At 70.3% G+C, this 15,462-nt stretch carries 12 protein-coding genes; 11 read left to right on the forward strand and 1 reads right to left on the reverse strand.

The annotated features are described in order from the left end of the window. Positions 1 to 130: 130 nt before the first annotated feature. The 10 genes from ACFSOX_RS00430 (at position 131) to ldtR (ending at position 13,015) form a co-directional block, all read left to right on the forward strand. Positions 131 to 511, forward strand: a complete 381-nt coding sequence (locus ACFSOX_RS00430; protein WP_378475822.1) for a hypothetical protein — start codon at positions 131 to 133, stop codon at positions 509 to 511. A gap of 315 nt (positions 512 to 826) precedes the next feature. Then, positions 827 to 3,919 (forward strand): autotransporter outer membrane beta-barrel domain-containing protein, encoded by a 3,093-nt coding sequence (locus ACFSOX_RS00435; RefSeq protein ID WP_378475823.1) that lies wholly within the window; start codon positions 827 to 829, stop codon positions 3,917 to 3,919. Positions 3,920 to 4,260: 341 nt separating this feature from the next. Then, positions 4,261 to 5,364, forward strand: a complete 1,104-nt coding sequence (locus ACFSOX_RS00440; protein ID WP_378475824.1) for an NAD/NADP-dependent octopine/nopaline dehydrogenase family protein — start codon at positions 4,261 to 4,263, stop codon at positions 5,362 to 5,364. Between the two features lie 12 nt (positions 5,365 to 5,376). Further along, positions 5,377 to 6,372, forward strand: coding sequence for an LLM class flavin-dependent oxidoreductase (locus ACFSOX_RS00445; RefSeq protein WP_378475825.1), 996 nt, complete (start codon positions 5,377 to 5,379; stop codon positions 6,370 to 6,372). 114 nt (positions 6,373 to 6,486) lie between these two features. Then, complete coding sequence (locus tag ACFSOX_RS00450) at positions 6,487 to 7,470, forward strand: Bug family tripartite tricarboxylate transporter substrate binding protein (protein ID WP_378475826.1); 984 nt, start codon at positions 6,487 to 6,489, stop codon at positions 7,468 to 7,470. Positions 7,471 to 7,667: 197 nt separating this feature from the next. Continuing rightward, positions 7,668 to 8,117, forward strand: a complete 450-nt coding sequence (locus tag ACFSOX_RS00455) for a tripartite tricarboxylate transporter TctB family protein (RefSeq protein WP_378475827.1) — start codon at positions 7,668 to 7,670, stop codon at positions 8,115 to 8,117. Positions 8,118 to 8,127: 10 nt separating this feature from the next. After that, positions 8,128 to 9,630 carry a tripartite tricarboxylate transporter permease gene (locus ACFSOX_RS00460; RefSeq protein ID WP_378475828.1) on the forward strand — a complete coding sequence of 501 codons (1,503 nt, stop codon included), beginning with the start codon at positions 8,128 to 8,130 and terminating at the stop codon, positions 9,628 to 9,630. Between the two features lie 354 nt (positions 9,631 to 9,984). After that, complete coding sequence (locus ACFSOX_RS00465; RefSeq protein WP_378475829.1) at positions 9,985 to 11,010, forward strand: Bug family tripartite tricarboxylate transporter substrate binding protein; 1,026 nt, start codon at positions 9,985 to 9,987, stop codon at positions 11,008 to 11,010. A gap of 189 nt (positions 11,011 to 11,199) precedes the next feature. Continuing rightward, on the forward strand, positions 11,200 to 12,141 hold the full coding sequence (locus ACFSOX_RS00470; RefSeq protein WP_378475830.1) for a DUF2147 domain-containing protein: 942 nt from the start codon (positions 11,200 to 11,202) through the stop codon (positions 12,139 to 12,141). A gap of 361 nt (positions 12,142 to 12,502) precedes the next feature. After that, positions 12,503 to 13,015, forward strand: coding sequence for a transcriptional regulator LdtR (gene ldtR, locus ACFSOX_RS00475; protein ID WP_111360698.1), 513 nt, complete (start codon positions 12,503 to 12,505; stop codon positions 13,013 to 13,015). A 323-nt stretch (positions 13,016 to 13,338) separates the two neighbouring features. Here ldtR and ACFSOX_RS00480 read toward each other — a convergent pair whose 3' ends face one another. Continuing rightward, positions 13,339 to 13,704, reverse strand: coding sequence for a hypothetical protein (locus tag ACFSOX_RS00480; protein WP_378475831.1), 366 nt, complete (start codon positions 13,702 to 13,704; stop codon positions 13,339 to 13,341). Positions 13,705 to 14,055: 351 nt separating this feature from the next. Here ACFSOX_RS00480 and ACFSOX_RS00485 point away from each other — a divergent pair, with 351 nt between their 5' ends. Then, positions 14,056 to 15,420: a L,D-transpeptidase family protein gene (locus tag ACFSOX_RS00485; RefSeq protein ID WP_378475832.1), complete on the forward strand. Its 1,365-nt coding sequence runs from the start codon at positions 14,056 to 14,058 to the stop codon at positions 15,418 to 15,420. Positions 15,421 to 15,462: the final 42 nt, after the last annotated feature.

Consider the following 15,462-nt stretch of genomic DNA (forward strand, 5'->3'; position numbering starts at 1 on the left):
TCGTCCGACGGAACGGGGGAACGATCGGTGGAATGCAACGAGCTTTTCACCGATTTCGCGCATGGTCGCGCACCCGATCCAGCTAATCCGATCTCGCGCACCGGATCGTTTCGAGGGGAGACATCGACACATGACGACTGCGTTCGTTCGTTGCGCCGTGGCGGCGCTCGCGGCTGGGTCCATCGGCGCCGTCTTGGCGACCCCGGTTCCGGCCGACGCGAGAACCGGCTTCGACGGGGTGTGGAGCGTGGTGGTGGTGACGGAGCAGGGCGACTGCGACCGCGCCTACCGGTATCCGATCCGCATCAACGACGACGGCAGCCTGATCAATGCGGGCAGCACCTCGTTCGACATCTCGGGCAAGGTCGGCCGGGACGGCAAGCTGGTCGTCAAGCTGAGCTATGCCGGCAAGAGCGCCACCGGCCAGGGCCGCTTGTCGGGCGAGTCCGGCACCGGCAAGTGGGCGGGCGGGGCCTGCGCCGGCACCTGGACGGCCGAGCGCCGCGGCTAGTCCGCGAGCGGGGCTTGCCGGCGAATCAGGTCCGACATTTGGTTTTCGGAACGGCGGCCGGAGGTATCCCCGGCCGCCGTGCCCGTTTTGGGCTGCACGTATTTATTGTATGCGCGGTCGACGTCGCCGTTCTGCTTGCGGCGTCGCTTCTTCGGTGTGTTCCCCAGGACACGGCTGCAGGTACACGTTAGGACTTTCGTAGGAAATGAGGGGCCCCGGGCATTGCCGCTCGGATAGCCGCCGTCGACTATCACCCCACGCGCTTCGTTTCTTCCTCCCGCCGTGATCGACAACGACCATCCGAAGGAAGCTTCCGTGCCCCCCGTCCGGACTCCGTCCCCCGTCGCCCCGTGGCTCGTCCCGGCGACCCGGTCCCGCTTTCGCCCGCACGACGTCCTCGCTCGCGGTGTCGCGCTGGCGGCCGCCCAAGTCGCGCTCGCCGGCGCGCTGTCGGAGCCGGCGCAGGCCGGCTGCACGATCACGAGCGATGTGGCGCCGGTGTCGAGCCAGTGCGACGCGAGCTTCGTCAGCCTGCGCACCGGCGCTGGGGCGACGTCGCTCCTGATCACGGACATGACGACGGTCGGGGTCGACATGGCGCCGTCCGGCACGACCACGCCGACCAGCCACACGCTGACCATCGGCGGCACGACGACGATCAGCAATCCGAGCTACAGCGCCGTCTACTCGCAGACGAACGCGGCGAACCACGACATCATCGTGACGCTCGGCTCGGGCGTCACCGTCACGTCGGTCGGCGGCTTCGGTGCCGTGTGGATGCGCAACGACACGTCGGGCGACATCACGATCGACAGCGCCGCCACGGTCACGTCGTCGGGAGCCGGCGCCCCGGGCATCACGGCGACGACCAATCTCGGCGCCGTCACGATCACCAATTCGGGTCGCGTCACCTCCAACGACGACTGGGGTATCTACGCCGACGGCGGCCACAACAACACGGCGGCGAACCCGGTCACCGTCTCGGTCACCAACAGCGGCACGGTGTCCGCCTACAAGGCCGGCATCAGGGTCATCGACTATCAGGGCCTCGCCCTGCTGACGAACTCCGGGACCGTCACCTCGACGACCCGCCAGGGTCTCGTCGCCTGGTCGGCGGCCGGGGACACGACCATCGTCAATTCGGGCACGGTCACGGCCTATGACGACAACGCCGTTCACGCGATGACCGAGAACGGCACCGTCACGGTGACCAACAGCGGTACGCTGAACGCCTTCGACAACACGTCGATCGCGGATTCCGGCGTCGGCCACGCCGGCATCTGGGCGCAGGCGTCGAGCACCGGCGCCGTCGTCGTCACCAACACGGCGAGCGGCGTCATCACGGCGCCCAGCGACTGGGGCATCAAGGCGCTGACACCGTCGGGCGACGTCACCGTCACCAATGCCGGGACGATCACGGCGCGCGGCGGCATCTCGGCCGAGAGCAGCAGCGGCAACGTCACGGTGACCAATTCTGGCACCATCACGGCGACCGGAACGACCAACCCGGTCGCGATCGCGCTGTCGGCGACGGCCGGCACCGCCTCGTTCACCAACACCGGCACCGTCAACGGCGGCTTCACGACGTCCGGCGGCACCAGCCTGATCGTCAACCAGGGCACCTGGAACCTGCTGCCGTCCGGCGTCACGTCGGCGAGCTGGACGCTCGCCGGCACGACGAGCTTCACCAATGCGGGCCTGCTCACCGTCGCGTCCGGCGGTTCCGCCACCTTCACGGGTCCGGTCGGCACCACCACCTTCACCAACGCGCGCTCCGGCACGATCGCGCTCGGCACCGGGTCGAGCCTGACGCTCACCGGTGCCACCTTCGTCAACGAAGGCACCGTCACGGTCGCGGCCGGCGCCAACCTGTTCGCATCGACCGTCCAGGTGGACGGGACACTGACCGTCAACGGCACCTCGACCGGCACGGTCGAGGTGCGCAGCGGCGGCCTCCTCAAGGGCTCCGGCACGATCGGCGACACCGAGGTGCAGTCGGGCGGCACCGTGGCGCCGGGCAACTCGATCGGCACCATCACGATCGCCGGCAACTACACCCAGGCTGTGGGGTCGACCTACGCGGTCGAGATCGGCCCGAACGGCACCTCCGACCTGATCCTGGTGACCGGCACGGCGACGATCGCGGGCGGCACCATCGCGGTCTCGACGCTGGGCGCCGCGACGGTCGGCACCCGCTACACCATCCTGACCGCGGCCGGCGGCGTCACCGGCACCTACGCCTCGGTCGCCGATGGCGGCGCCGTGTCGGCCTTCGCCACCGCCAGTGCCGCCTACGACGCCAACAACGTCTATCTCGACGTGCGGCTCACCCGCGCCTTCACGGCGGCCGCAGCGACGGCCAACCAGACCGCGGCGGCCGCCGGGCTCGGCAGCCTGACCAACGCCAGCGCGCTCTACAACGCGGTCGCCTTCCTGCCGACCGACGCGGCGGCGCGCGCCGCCTTCGACCAGATCTCGGGCGAGGTCCATGCCTCGACCAAGGGCGCGCTGATCGAGACCGCCGGGCTGGTACGTGACGCCGCGCTCGACCGCGTGCGGGCCGCGTTCGACGCGGTCGGCCCCGGCGCCGAGCGGGCGACGGTGTGGAGCCGGGCGTTCGGCACCTGGGGCACGGCGAACGGCGACGGCAATGCGCGCGCTTTCGACCGCTCGACCGGCGGCTTCGTGGTCGGCGGCGACCGTGTTTTTCTCGACGGCTGGCGCCTCGGGCTCCTGGCCGGCTACAGCCGCACCACGGCGTCCGGCACGGCGGGCGCCGCGACGGCCGAAGGCTATCATGTCGGCCTTTACGGCGGACAGCAGTGGGGCGCGCTCGGCCTGCGTGCCGGCGCCGCCTACACCTACAACGACATCGCGACCTCGCGCAGCGTCGTGCTGACCAACTTCTCCGATCGTCCGACCGCCGACTACGGAGCCGGCACGGCGCAGGGTTTCGCCGAGCTCGGCTGGAAGGTGCCCGTGGGGCGGAGCGTGGTCGAGCCGTTCGCGGCGCTCGCCCACGTCAACCTGCACACGGATTCGTTCACCGAAGCGGGCGGCGGCGCGGCGCTGCGGGCCGGATCGGACGACACCGGCGTGACCTTCACGACGGTCGGCCTGCACGGCACCGCCGACGTCGCGCTCGGCGCCGCGGCCGGCAAGCTGCGCGGCACGGTCGGCTGGCGGCACGCCTTCGGCGACACGTCGACGCTGGCGACGCTGGCGCTCGCCGGCGGCAGCCCGTTCACGGTCGCCGGCGCGCCGATCGCCAAGGACGCCTTCGTCGGCGACATCGGCCTCGACGTCGCGGTCGCGGCCAACGCGACGGTCGGCGTGTCGTGGCGCGGCCAATATGGCGCCGACCTCTCCGACCAGGGTGTCCGAGGCAATCTGCTCGTGCGGTTCTGAGCGGGCGACGCGCGGGCGACGGCAGCTGACGGCTGAAACCTCCGCGTTTCGTCATGGCCGGGCTCGTCCCGGCCATCCACGCCTTCCTTCGAGCCGCATTGCCGTGAAGATGTGGATGCCCGGCACGGGGCCGGCATGACCGCAGTGGCCGGCATCCACTTTGCATAAAGACCGTTGCCTCGGCCGTCCTGGTATGCAGACTTGGATGGCCTTCAACCGCGACGGGTCTTCGCGCGCATGCCGTTCAGCATCGGTCGGTCTCCAGCCGAAGTCGTGTCGCGCGGCCGCGCGTCTGCCGTCACGCCGGGCCACCGGCCGCGCCTCAACGGATTGTCCGAACCATGAGCATCACGTCGATCGCCGTCCTCGGCGCGGGCCACGGTGGCTTCGCGGCCGCCGCCGATCTCGGACACCGCGGCTTCTCGGTACGCCTGCACGCCCGCAACCCCGAGCGCCTGGCTCCGATCCGGGCACAGGGCGGCATTCAGGCCCGCGGCATCGTCGAAGGACTGGTGCCGGTCGATCTCCTCACCTGCGACGTCGCCGAGGCGGTACGCGGCGCCGACCTGATCATGCTGGTGGTGCCGTCCGTCGCGCACGAGACCTACGCGCAGGCGCTGGCGCCACTTCTCGACGGCTCGCAGCCGGTGTTCGTCAATCCCGGCCACACGGGCGGCGGCCTCCACTTCGTGCACGAGCTGCGCCGCGCCGGCTGTCGCGGCCCGGTGAAGACCTGCGAGACCGTGACGCTCACCTACATCACCCGGCTCGAAGGGCCGACGACCGTCAACATCTACAGCTACACGAAGCGGCTGCGCTTCGCGGCGCTGCCCGGCCGCGACCGCGGCGAATTGTTCGCACTGATGAAGCCGCTCTATCCGGAGATCGTCGAGGCGTCGAGCGTGCTCGAGACGGCGCTCGCCAACATCAACGCCGTGTTCCATTCGCCCGGCATGATCATGAACGCCGGCTGGATCCAGCGCACCGGCGGAAACTTCCTGTTCTATCGCGAGGGCATCACCGACGCCGTCGGCCGCGTCACGGCGGCGGTCGATGCCGAGCGCATGGCGGTCGCGAAGGCGCTCGGCGTGCCGGCCGTGTCGTTCCTGCAGCTGTTCCACGACGCCGGGCTGACCACGACCGAGGCGCGCGACTCCGGCGACATCTCGCGCGCTTGCATCGAGAGCGCGCCGAACAAGACGATCAAGGCGCCCGGCACGCTCGACCACCGCTATGTCCACGAGGACGTCGGCTACGGCTTGGTGCCGATGGCGGCGCTCGGTCGCGTCGCCGGCGTGCCGACCCCGACCATGGACGCGCTGATCCAGCTCGCCGGCCTGTCGCTCGGCATCGACTACTGGCGCGACGGCCTGACGCTCGAGAAGCTGGGCCTCGCCGGCAAGTCGGCGGCCGAGCTGCTCGCCCTCGTCGAGACCGGAACCTGAGGGGCGGGGCGGGTGCGGATCGGTGTCAACTTCGACGGCTTCGTGCCCACCGGCGAGGCGATCGCGCTGGCGAAGGAGTCGGTCGCGGCCGGCGCCGGCAGCCTGTGGGTCGCCGAGCATCTCGGCTATCGCGAGGCGATCGCCACCTGCATGGCCTTCGCGTTCGCGGTGCCGGGCGAGGCGGCCCTCGTTCCCACGGCGGTGAGCCCCTATGTGTGCCACGCGGTGCCGACCGCCATGGCGCTCGCGACGCTCGACGAGGTGGCGCCCGGCCGCGCGGCGATCGCGGTCGGCACCGGCAATCCGATGTTCCTGAAGGAGGCCGGGCAAGCGATGGTGAAGCCGGTCGCGGCGGTGCGCGAGTTCGTCGCTGCGCTGCGCGCCCTGTGGACCGGCGAACCCGTGCACACCGAGGGTGAGTTCGTGCGGCTCGCCGGCGCCCGCCTCGCGGTCGTGCCGAAGAGGCCGATCCCGGTCTACGTCGCCGCCATCGGCCCCGACATGCTCAAGCTCGCCGGCCGGGTCGGCGACGGCGTCGTGCTCTCGGCCGGGCTGTCGACGGGCTCGGTGCGGCAGTCGATCACCCTGAGCCTCGAGGCGGCGACCGCGGCGGGGCGCGATCCCGAAAAAATCCGGCGCGCCGGCTACATCTTCTTCGCCGCCTCGCCGGACGGCGGCGCCGCGCGCGACATCGTTCGTGAGCGGCTCGCTTTCGTGATGCGCAACGCGTTCCTCGCCGAGAACATTCGGGCGTCCGGGATTCCGGTCGACCACGAGGCCGTGATCGCCGCGATCGCGAAGCGCGACATCGCCGGCGCCTCGGCGCTCGTCTCCGACGAGGCCGTCGACGCCTTCGGGATCGCCGGTACGCCGGAGCATTGCATGCAAAGGCTCGCCGACTTCGTCGCCGCCGGTCTCGACGAGCCGGTGCTGGGCCTGCTGGGCACGCCGGAGGATTGCGCGCTCGGCCTCGACGTGATCCGCCGCTTCGCCGCCGCGACGCGCTGACGCGTCGCGCCGCTCGGCCTCGACGCGGCATGGTTCTTGGAAGTGCAGGGGGGCGCGCCGGGGTCGTCTCGGACCGGTCCCCGCCCGTGACGTCCATCTGATCAGGAGACCACCATGAAGCGCAGGGATCTATTGAAGCTCGCCGGTGCCGGAGTGATGGCGGTCGCCGCGCCCGCGGTGTGGACCGAGGCGAGCGCGCAGGCGTTCCCGTCCGGGCCGATCACGCTGGTCGTCGCCTGGCCGCCGGGCGGTGGCAGCGACATCAGCATGCGGCTCCTCGCCGATGCGCTGTCGAAGCAGATCGGCGTGCCCGTCGTGGTGATGAACAAGCCCGGGGCAGGGGGCGCGATCGGCCATCGCGAGGTGGTGACGGCGAAGCCCGACGGCTACACGATCGGCATGCTGGCGTCGGGCGGCGTGTCGCTGCCCTATCTCAACCCGCAGGCCAACACGCTCGACGAGATGGAGCCGATCGCCTTCTTCGGCGAGGATCCGTTCGCCCTGCAGGCCAGCAACGCGAGCGGCATCGGTTCGCTGAAGGAGCTGATCGAGCGCGCCCGCGCCAACCCCGGCAAGCTGCGCAACGGCAACGACCAGCCGGGCGGCTCCTCCTACATCGCCATCTCGATCTTCGAGAAGCAGCTCGGCTTCAAGGTCACCAAGGTGGCCTATGGCGGCTACGCTCCGACCGTGACGGCCCTGATGGGCGGCGAGATCGACACGGCCGCCGTGCCGGTGCCGGACGCGATCGAGCCGCACCGCTCCGGCAAGCTGAAGCTGCTCGGCGTGTCGGCGGCCGAGCGGCACTTCATGGCGCCCGAGATCCCGACCTTCAAGGAGCAGGGCGTCGACCTGATCGCCGGCTCGTGGCGCTGCATCATCGGGCCGAAAGGGATTCCGCAGGACCGGCTGACGGTCCTGGAGACCAGCATCCTGACGGTGCTGAAGGATCCCGCGTTCGTCGACAAGGCCAAGAAGGCCGGCTTCGCGATCCAGCCGGGCGACGGCAAGGCCACGGCGGCGCGCTGGAAGAAGGACGACGCCGAACTCTATCCGATCCTGCTCGAAGCCGGGCTCGTCAAGGCGCGGCAGAAGTAGGCGAGCTTCGGGACATGTCGTTCCGGGGCGCCGCACTCGGGTCGGCGCGTCGCGCCGCCCGAGCACAGGCTCCGCGGCGAACCCGGAATCCTGCCATGATCACCGGGCGGGGCGCTGGATTCCGGGTTCGTGGACCTGCGGTCCGCGCCCCGGAAGACCGGCTCGTCTGGCGACCGCACCGTGGGGAACCACAACCCTTGCGTATCGGGCCGACCAAGAATCTCCTCGCCGGGCTGATGTTCGTCGGCCTCGGGCTCGGTGCCCTCTGGCTGTCGCGCGGCCTCGAGACCGGGACGGCCGACGCGATGGGGTCGGGCTACTTTCCGCGCCTCGTCGCGCTGCTGCTGATCGGCTGCGGCGGCGTGCTCGCCGCCCTGGCGCTGATCCGGCCCGACGGGCGGCCGCAGGCGTGGCACTGGCGGCCGCTCGTCTGCATCACCCTCGCGGCGCTCGCCTTCGCGCTGTCGCTCCGCCCGCTCGGGCTGGTTGCGACCCTGGTCGTGACGATCCTGATCGGCGCCGGGGCGGGACCGATGCTGCCGCCGCTGCGGCTCGCGCTGCTCACGCTCGTGCTCGTCGTCGTCAATGTCGGCGTCTTCGTGATGGCGCTCGGCATGCCGATCCGGCTGTGGCCGGCGCTGTCGTGAAGGCCCCGTGATGTCCGATCTCTTCCAGAACATCGCGCTCGGCTTCGCGGTCGCGCTGACCTGGCAGAATCTCGGGCTCTGCCTGTTCGGCTGTGCGGTCGGCACCGCGATCGGCGTACTGCCCGGCATCGGGCCGCTCACGACGATGGCGCTGATTCTGCCGATCACGTTCTGGCTGTCGCCGGTCGGCGCGCTGATCATGCTGGCCGGCGTCTTCTACGGCGCCCAATACGGCGGTTCGACGACGGCGATCCTGGTCAAGATTCCAGGCGAAACCTCCTCGGTGGTGACGATCCTGGACGGCCACGCGATGGCCAAGCAGGGCCGCGCCGGGCCGGCGCTCGCCATCGCGGCGCTCGGCTCCCTGTTCGCCGGCACCGTGGTGACGCTGCTGATCGCGGTCGCCGGTCCGCCGCTCGCCGGCGTCGCGCTGATGTTCCAGTCGGCCGACTACGTGTCCGTGATGCTGCTCGGGCTCGTCTCCGCCGTCGTGCTGGCGCACGGCTCGCTCCTCAAGGCGATCGGCATGATCGTGCTCGGCGTGCTGTTCGGTTCGGTCGGCACCGACGTTTCGACCGGCGACTACCGTATGACCGGCGGCCTCGACGTGCTGTTCGACGGCATCGGCTTCGTGCCGCTGTCGATGGGCCTGTTCGGCCTCGCCGAGATCATGATCAATCTGGAGGAGAAGACACAGGCGCGTCCCGCCGTGCTGCGCGTGCGCGAGCTGATGCCCTCGCGGGCCGATCTTCTGCGCTGCCTGCCCGCGATGATCCGCGGCACCGCGGTCGGCACCGCCTTCGGCATCCTGCCGGGCGGCGGGCCGACCATCGCGGCCTTCTCGGCCTACAGCCTCGAGAAGAAGGTCTCGCGCACGCCGGAGCGGTTCGGTCAGGGCGCCATCGAGGGAGTCGCGGCGCCCGAGACCGCCAACAACGCCGCCGCACAGGCCTGCTTCATCCCGATGCTCAGCCTCGGCGTGCCGCCCAACGCCCTCATGGCCCTGATGATCGGCGCCATGATGGTGCACGGCATCACGCCGGGCCCCGAGATCATAACGAAGCAGCCGGTGCTGTTCTGGGGCCTCATCGCCAGCATGTGGATCGGCAACGCCGTGCTGGTGGTGCTGAACCTGCCGCTGATCGGACTGTGGGTGCGGCTCCTTCATCTGCCCTACGGCTATCTGTTCCCGAGCATCCTGGTGTTCTGCTGCATCGGCACCTACACGCTGAACTCGAGCCCGGCCGAGGTGCTGATCATGACGGCCTTCGGTGTCGTCGGTTACGTGTTCCGCAAGCTCGATTGCGAGCCGGCGCCGCTGCTGCTCGGTCTCGTGCTCGGCCCGATGCTGGAGGAGAACTTCCGGCGCGCCATGGTGCTGTCGGGCGGCGACTGGAGCATCTTCGTCACGCGGCCGCTCAGCCTCGGCTTCCTGCTCGCCGCCGCGGGGCTCTTGGTCGCGGTCGCGCTGCCGGCGATCCGCAAGGGTCGCGAGGAGGCGTTTCGCGAGTAGGGCGATTCTGCCAGAGGGGGCGCGCCCCGGAATGACCGATTATGCAAAGCCCTCGGGGAGGCCGAATCCGTGCGGCGCTCCTTATGGTTCATGATCGGTAAATATTCGGTTCGCGGAGACCGGCGTTCGGCGCGCGCCAGCCCGCGCTCTCACGCATGCGGGTCTACGTGATCCGCCCGATTCCTCAGCAGCCAGTTGCAGTTAAATAAGGCACAGGACGGTGCGTGCACCGCTCCCCGCGTGTCGCCGGAGAACCTGACGACCTTCCGCACCTTCTCTCCCCGACGACCTGCGTGAGGCGGCCGCGCGCGCCTCGACGGCGAGCCCGCGAATGGGCCGCGACGGGAGACGACCTTGTTACGCCGACTGCTGGCCCCGATCGCCGCGACGCTGCTTCTCGGAGCGGTTGCGAGCGTCGCGGACGCCCAGATCTATCCCACCCGACCGGTCCACATCGTGGTCGGCTTCCCGGCCGGCTCGACGACCGACATCCTCGCCCGCATCTATGCCGACAAGCTGACCGAGTATTTCAACCAGCGCTTCATCGTCGAGAACATCCCGGGCCACTCCAGCAACGACGCCGCCGCGACCGCGGCGATCGCCGAGCCCGACGGCTACACGCTGTTCGTGGCGAGCAACGCCCAGTCCGCCAACGCCGCGATCCTGCCCGAGCAACCCTTCGCGTTTCCGCACGCCTTCGCGCCGATCGCGCTGCTCGGTCGGGTGCCGACCGTCGTGGTGGTGAACCGCGCCCTCGGCGTCGGCTCGGTCCGCGAGCTCGTGGCGCTCGCCAAGGCGAAGCCCGGAACCCTGCGCTACGGCACGTCGGGCCTCGGCACCGGCGGACATCTCGCCGCCCAGCTGTTCAAGGCCGCCGCCGGCGTCAGCATGGTTCAGGCCACCTACGACGGCAGCCACGAGGCCGCCGCCGACCTCGTCGCGGGACGGCTCGACGTTCTGTTCGCGCCGCTGCCGACCATCGCGGGCATCGCCGCCGACCGCCGCATCGTTCAGCTCGCCACCACGGGGGCGCGCCGCAGCCCGGTCGCGCCGCAGCTGCCGACGCTGGCCGAGGAGGGGATCGCCGGCGTCGATGTCGGCCTGTGGTTCGGCCTGATGGCGCCGCGCGGCATTCCGGGCGAGATCCAGCGCGAGATCGCCAATGCGGTGACGCGCGCCGTCGACTCGCACTTCTTCAAGGACAACCTGACGGCGAGCGGGGCCGAGCCGGTGCGCGCCACGCTCGACACCTTCGCGGCCTTCCTCGAGATCGACATGCCGGTCTGGGCCGTCCTGGTGTCGAAGGCCGGGGTCTCGGTCGCGGATTACGAACGTCCGGCCGTGCGGACCGCTCCCACCCTCCCGGTCAACGGCCACTGAGTCGCCGCCGCGCGGCGCTCCGACAGGGCGGGCCTCCGAGGCCCGCCCTGTCGCGTTTTCGGGCGCCCCGGTTCGGGCCGCGCGGCGGACCGCCGGGGCTCGTGTGATCCACCTCACGGTTGCAGGGCCGGGACGGGGGCATCCTCACCCTCGACACCGGGCCGCTGGCCCGACCGACGGGAGGATCCCATGACGACGCTCCGCAAGGCTCTCGGCAGCACGATTGGAATGACCTTCGGTCTCGCCGCCGCCGTGGTCGTGCTCGGCACGTCCGCCCAAGCCGGCTCGTTCAGCGTCCCGGTGAACGGCGGCACGGTCCGCATCGATTTCGACGAGCGCTGCCGCGACAAGCTGTGCGGCACCGTCACTTGGCGCGAGCACGGCGCCCGCGAGGCGCAGCAGTTCGATCTGCCGGCCGTCGGCTGGAAGGACATCGAGAGCCTCGCCAAGGGCAAGCTCGGCGGCTTCGGTGGCTTCGGCAAGGACGACGACGAGGACGACAAGAAGGTTACGGCCGTCCCGGCGCCACAGTGGAACGTCCGCCCGACCGCCAAGGCCCCCGCCGGCCAGCCGCCCGTCGCCACGCCGGCGCCGGCCCCGACTGCTCCGGTCGCCGCCCCGGTCGCGCCCCCGGCCCAGACGACCGTGGCCGTGCCGCCGCCGCCCCCGGCGCCGCCGCCGGTCGGCCAGACCGATCCGGCGCCCGTCGCGACGGCCCCGGTCGCCCCGGCTCCGGCCGCTGCCCCCGTGCCCGCTCCGGCGCCCGTTCCCGAGCAGCGCGTCGCCGTACTCCCGCCGGCCCCGGCGCCGGCGCCCGTCGCCGCCCCCACCGGCCCGGTCGGCCTGTGGATGACCGAGAAGAAGGAGGGCATGGTGCGGGTCGAGCCGTGCGGCCAGAACCTGTGCGGCTATTCGGTCGACGCCAAGACCGGCCGTAACGGCGAGAAGGTGCTGATCGACATGAAGGCGTCCGGCGACGGCTGGAAGGGCCGGATCAAGGACACCCGCAACGGCGGCGGCGGCATCTACGACTCGACGCTGGCCATGAAGGGCGCCGACAAGATGCGCGTCCAGGGCTGTGCCTTCGGCGGCATGTTCTGCGGCGGGCAGACCTGGACCCGGGTGAACTGACTGGATCCGGGTGAACTGACCCGGCCCGACCGCCCCTCACCGAACCGACATCGCGACGCGGCGGCCCCTCGGGGCCGCCGCGTCCATTTTCAGGGGCCGGGCAGGGGCCTGGCAGGGGCCGGGCGGGGGGCGCACGGGAGACGCCGGTTAACGGGGGAGCCGGCATCCCCGGCACAGTCGAAAGGCGGTGAATCCAAGGTAAAATCCGGACACGAAATTCCATCCTTAGTCGTTGGTTTACCTCGGCAAATAAACCGGTTCTTTATGCTGTTGTTTAAACCGATTTTAGAGCGTGCCACGTAGTAATGGTCGAGAACGAGGAATACAGGGCCTCGTCGAACAACAACCAATAGGCGTCGTCATGAAAGCAGTCGCAAGGCCGGCGGAACCCGCCGAGCGGGATATGCGCTTCGACCATATCCGGCCGCTCTACCTGGAATCGCTGACCCTCGTCGAAAGGCTCCACCGTCGCCTTCTCGACGTCATCAAGGACGAGTTCGACCGCCGCGGCCGTGCCGACATCAACTCGGTGCAGGCGCTGCTCCTGTACAATATCGGCGACAAGGAGCTGACCGCCGGCGAGCTGCGCACGCGCGGCTACTATCTCGGCTCGAACGTCTCCTACAACCTGAAGAAGCTCGTCGAGATGGGCTTCCTCGACCACCAGCGCTCGCGGGTCGACCGCCGCTCGGTGCGCATCAAGCTGACCGACAAGGGCCGCGAGGTGCGCAACATCATCGAGGCGCTCTACCAGAAGCACGTCCGCACGGTCGAGCAGGTCGGCGGCGTCAACGCCGAGGAGTTCGCCACCCTCAACAAGGCGCTGCACCGGCTCGAGCGGTTCTGGACCGACCAGATCCTCTATCGGCTCTGATCGCGGGTTCGATCTTTCGAGCACCGGCGGGCGCGGCGCGCCCGACCCCCGACGAACGCCCCGGCCGCCGCGCGCGGACCGGGGCTTCGTGCGTTTTGCGGGCCGGGCGCCGGTTGTGCTGGCTGGAAACGGCTGTCACCAACAGCCCATGCCACCACCCGTCATCCCGAGGTGCTCGCGTCGCGAGCCTCGAAGGATCCGGCCCGGGCCGTCGCCCTTCGAGGCCCGGCTTCGCCGGGCGCCTCGGGGGGCCGGTGAGAGCAGGGGTGTGTCGGCGAACGCCTATGTTGGCGCCGACGGGCGCGCACCCACGGAGGCGGCCCTCAGTCGAACGTCGCCGAGGTCGTGTCGGTCTTGCGGTTGTAGCGGAGCGTGACCCGCTCGACCTGGCACAGGTTGATGTCGTGCCAGACGGCGGAGGAGTCGTCGTCGCTGTAGACGACCTTGAGATCCCACATGCAGGTCTTGCCGGCGCGGCTGAACGTGATGTTGGCGCGCTCGCCGTCCTCGAGGCTGTCGTCGCCCAGGATGTCCTCCTCCCAGTCGTCGGTCTTGCTGGGAGAGACATAGACCTCGCTGATGTCGTAGCCGGTGCGGTTGATCAGCGTGAAGTCCTGCCGGCTCTGCGCGAGCGCCGTCGTCGCGGCCGTCGAGACGAGGGCCGCGACGGCGAGAATGGAGGTTTTCATCGGGGTCGGCTCCAATGCCGTTCGGGGGTTGCGGTGCGCGGGCCGGCGTTCGTTCGACAGGCCTCGCGCGTCGGTGCGCCGCGACCATACGGAACACCCTCCGATACCGTCAATGCGCGCTCTCCGACATGTCGCGAAGCGCCACCACGATGGGCTGCAGAGGTGCCGTCGCGCCGTCGCACACCGGAGCGGGCTGACATAAAAACGCCGGCTCGCCTCCGTAATCGCCGTGATATGCGGGTCGCAGTCGGGGCAGGGCGCGATCGTGCGCCCGCGTGACCAACGAGCATGCGTGACCAACGGGCATAAGCGACCAACGAGGCGCGACCTTTCGGGGCGCGGCGAGGTGAGATGGACGGGGACGTGAAGAAGGACGGTGGCGCGGCGGGGATCCACCGGCACGACGGTGCGCCGCGGGGCGCAACGCGGCACGACGGGCTCGACCGCCGGGCGGTCGTCCGCGCCCTCGCGGGCGGGGTGGCCGGGCTCGCGGCGTTCGCGGGCCGGGCCTTCGCTCAGGGCTCGCCCGGCCAGGACGCCGTGCTCGAGCAGCTCATCCAGCAGAGCCAGGGGCGCAATTTCGGCCAGGGCTTCGACTCGGCGTCGCGCACCATTCTCATGCCGAAGGCCTCGTTGCCGACCCTCGACCCGTCGACGGCCCAGACCAGCGAGCAGTTCATCCCACGCTACGAGGAGATCGTGGCGCGCGGCGGCTGGCCGACCGTGCCGCAGGTCGAGCGGCTGCGGCTCGGCAACCGCAACCCGGCCGTGCCGGTGCTGCGCGATCGCCTCGCCGTGTCGGGTGACATCGATCCGGCGGCGGCCGGCGCCGGCGACGTCTACGATTCCTATGTCGAGGCGGCGGTGCGCCGCTTCCAGGCGCGCCACGGCCTGACCGTCGACGGCGTGGTGCGCCAGCAGACCCTGAAGGCCCTCAACGTGCCGGCGCAGGTGCGGCTGGCGCAGCTTCGCATCAACGTGGTGCGGCTGCGCACCCTGTCGAGCAATCTCGGCAACAAGCTCGTCGTCGCCAACATCCCGGCCGCCCAGATCGAGGCGATCGAGGGCGGCGTCGTGGTGTCGCGCCACGTCACGGTCGCGGGCAAGCCGGACCGCGCCTCGCCGATCCTGCAGAGCCGCGTCGTCGAGGTGAACTTCAATCCGTACTGGACCGTGCCGGTCTCGATCGTGCGCAAGGATCTGATCCCGCGCATGCAGGAGGAGCCGGACTATCTCACCAAGAACCACATCCGCATCTTCGACGGCCGCGGCACCGAGCTGCAGCCGACCCAGATCAACTGGAACTCCAACGAGGCGGTGAACTACCGCTTCAAGCAGGATCCGGGCGACTTCAACTCGCTCGGCTCGATCCGCATCAACTTCCCGAACAAGGACGACGTGTACATGCACGACACGCCGTCCAAGAGCCTGTTCGGCGAGGACTTCCGCTTCCACTCCTCGGGCTGCATGCGGGTCCAGAACGTGCGCGACCTCGTCGTGTGGCTCCTGTCGGATACGCCCGGCTGGTCGCGCGCCGAGATCGACGCGGTGATCAAGTCGGGCGAGCGCAAGGACGCGCGCCTGGCGACGCCGGTGCCGCTCTACTGGGTCTATGTGACGGCCTGGGTGACCCCGGACGGCGTCGTCCAGTTCCGCGACGACATTTATTCGCGCGACGGCCTCGCGGCCAGCCAGGGCGCGGCGTCGCGCGGGTAGGGGGTGGCGGTCCGATCGGCCCTGGGGGCGAATCTGCCAGCC

The sequence above is a fragment of the Rhodoplanes azumiensis genome, assembly GCF_042682915.1.
Classification (GTDB): Bacteria; Pseudomonadota; Alphaproteobacteria; order Rhizobiales; family Xanthobacteraceae; genus Rhodoplanes; species Rhodoplanes azumiensis.

Coding starts and splice junctions, on each gene's coding strand:
- ACFSOX_RS00460 (WP_378475828.1), top strand. CDS start 8,128: ATGTCCGATCTCTTCCAGAACATCGCGCTCGGCTTCGCGGTCGCGCTG.
- ACFSOX_RS00430 (WP_378475822.1), top strand. CDS start 131: ATGACGACTGCGTTCGTTCGTTGCGCCGTGGCGGCGCTCGCGGCTGGG.
- ACFSOX_RS00440 (WP_378475824.1), top strand. CDS start 4,261: ATGAGCATCACGTCGATCGCCGTCCTCGGCGCGGGCCACGGTGGCTTC.
- ACFSOX_RS00485 (WP_378475832.1), top strand. CDS start 14,056: ATGGACGGGGACGTGAAGAAGGACGGTGGCGCGGCGGGGATCCACCGG.
- ACFSOX_RS00470 (WP_378475830.1), top strand. CDS start 11,200: ATGACGACGCTCCGCAAGGCTCTCGGCAGCACGATTGGAATGACCTTC.
- ACFSOX_RS00450 (WP_378475826.1), top strand. CDS start 6,487: ATGAAGCGCAGGGATCTATTGAAGCTCGCCGGTGCCGGAGTGATGGCG.
- ACFSOX_RS00480 (WP_378475831.1), bottom strand. CDS start 13,704: ATGAAAACCTCCATTCTCGCCGTCGCGGCCCTCGTCTCGACGGCCGCG.
- ldtR (WP_111360698.1), top strand. CDS start 12,503: ATGAAAGCAGTCGCAAGGCCGGCGGAACCCGCCGAGCGGGATATGCGC.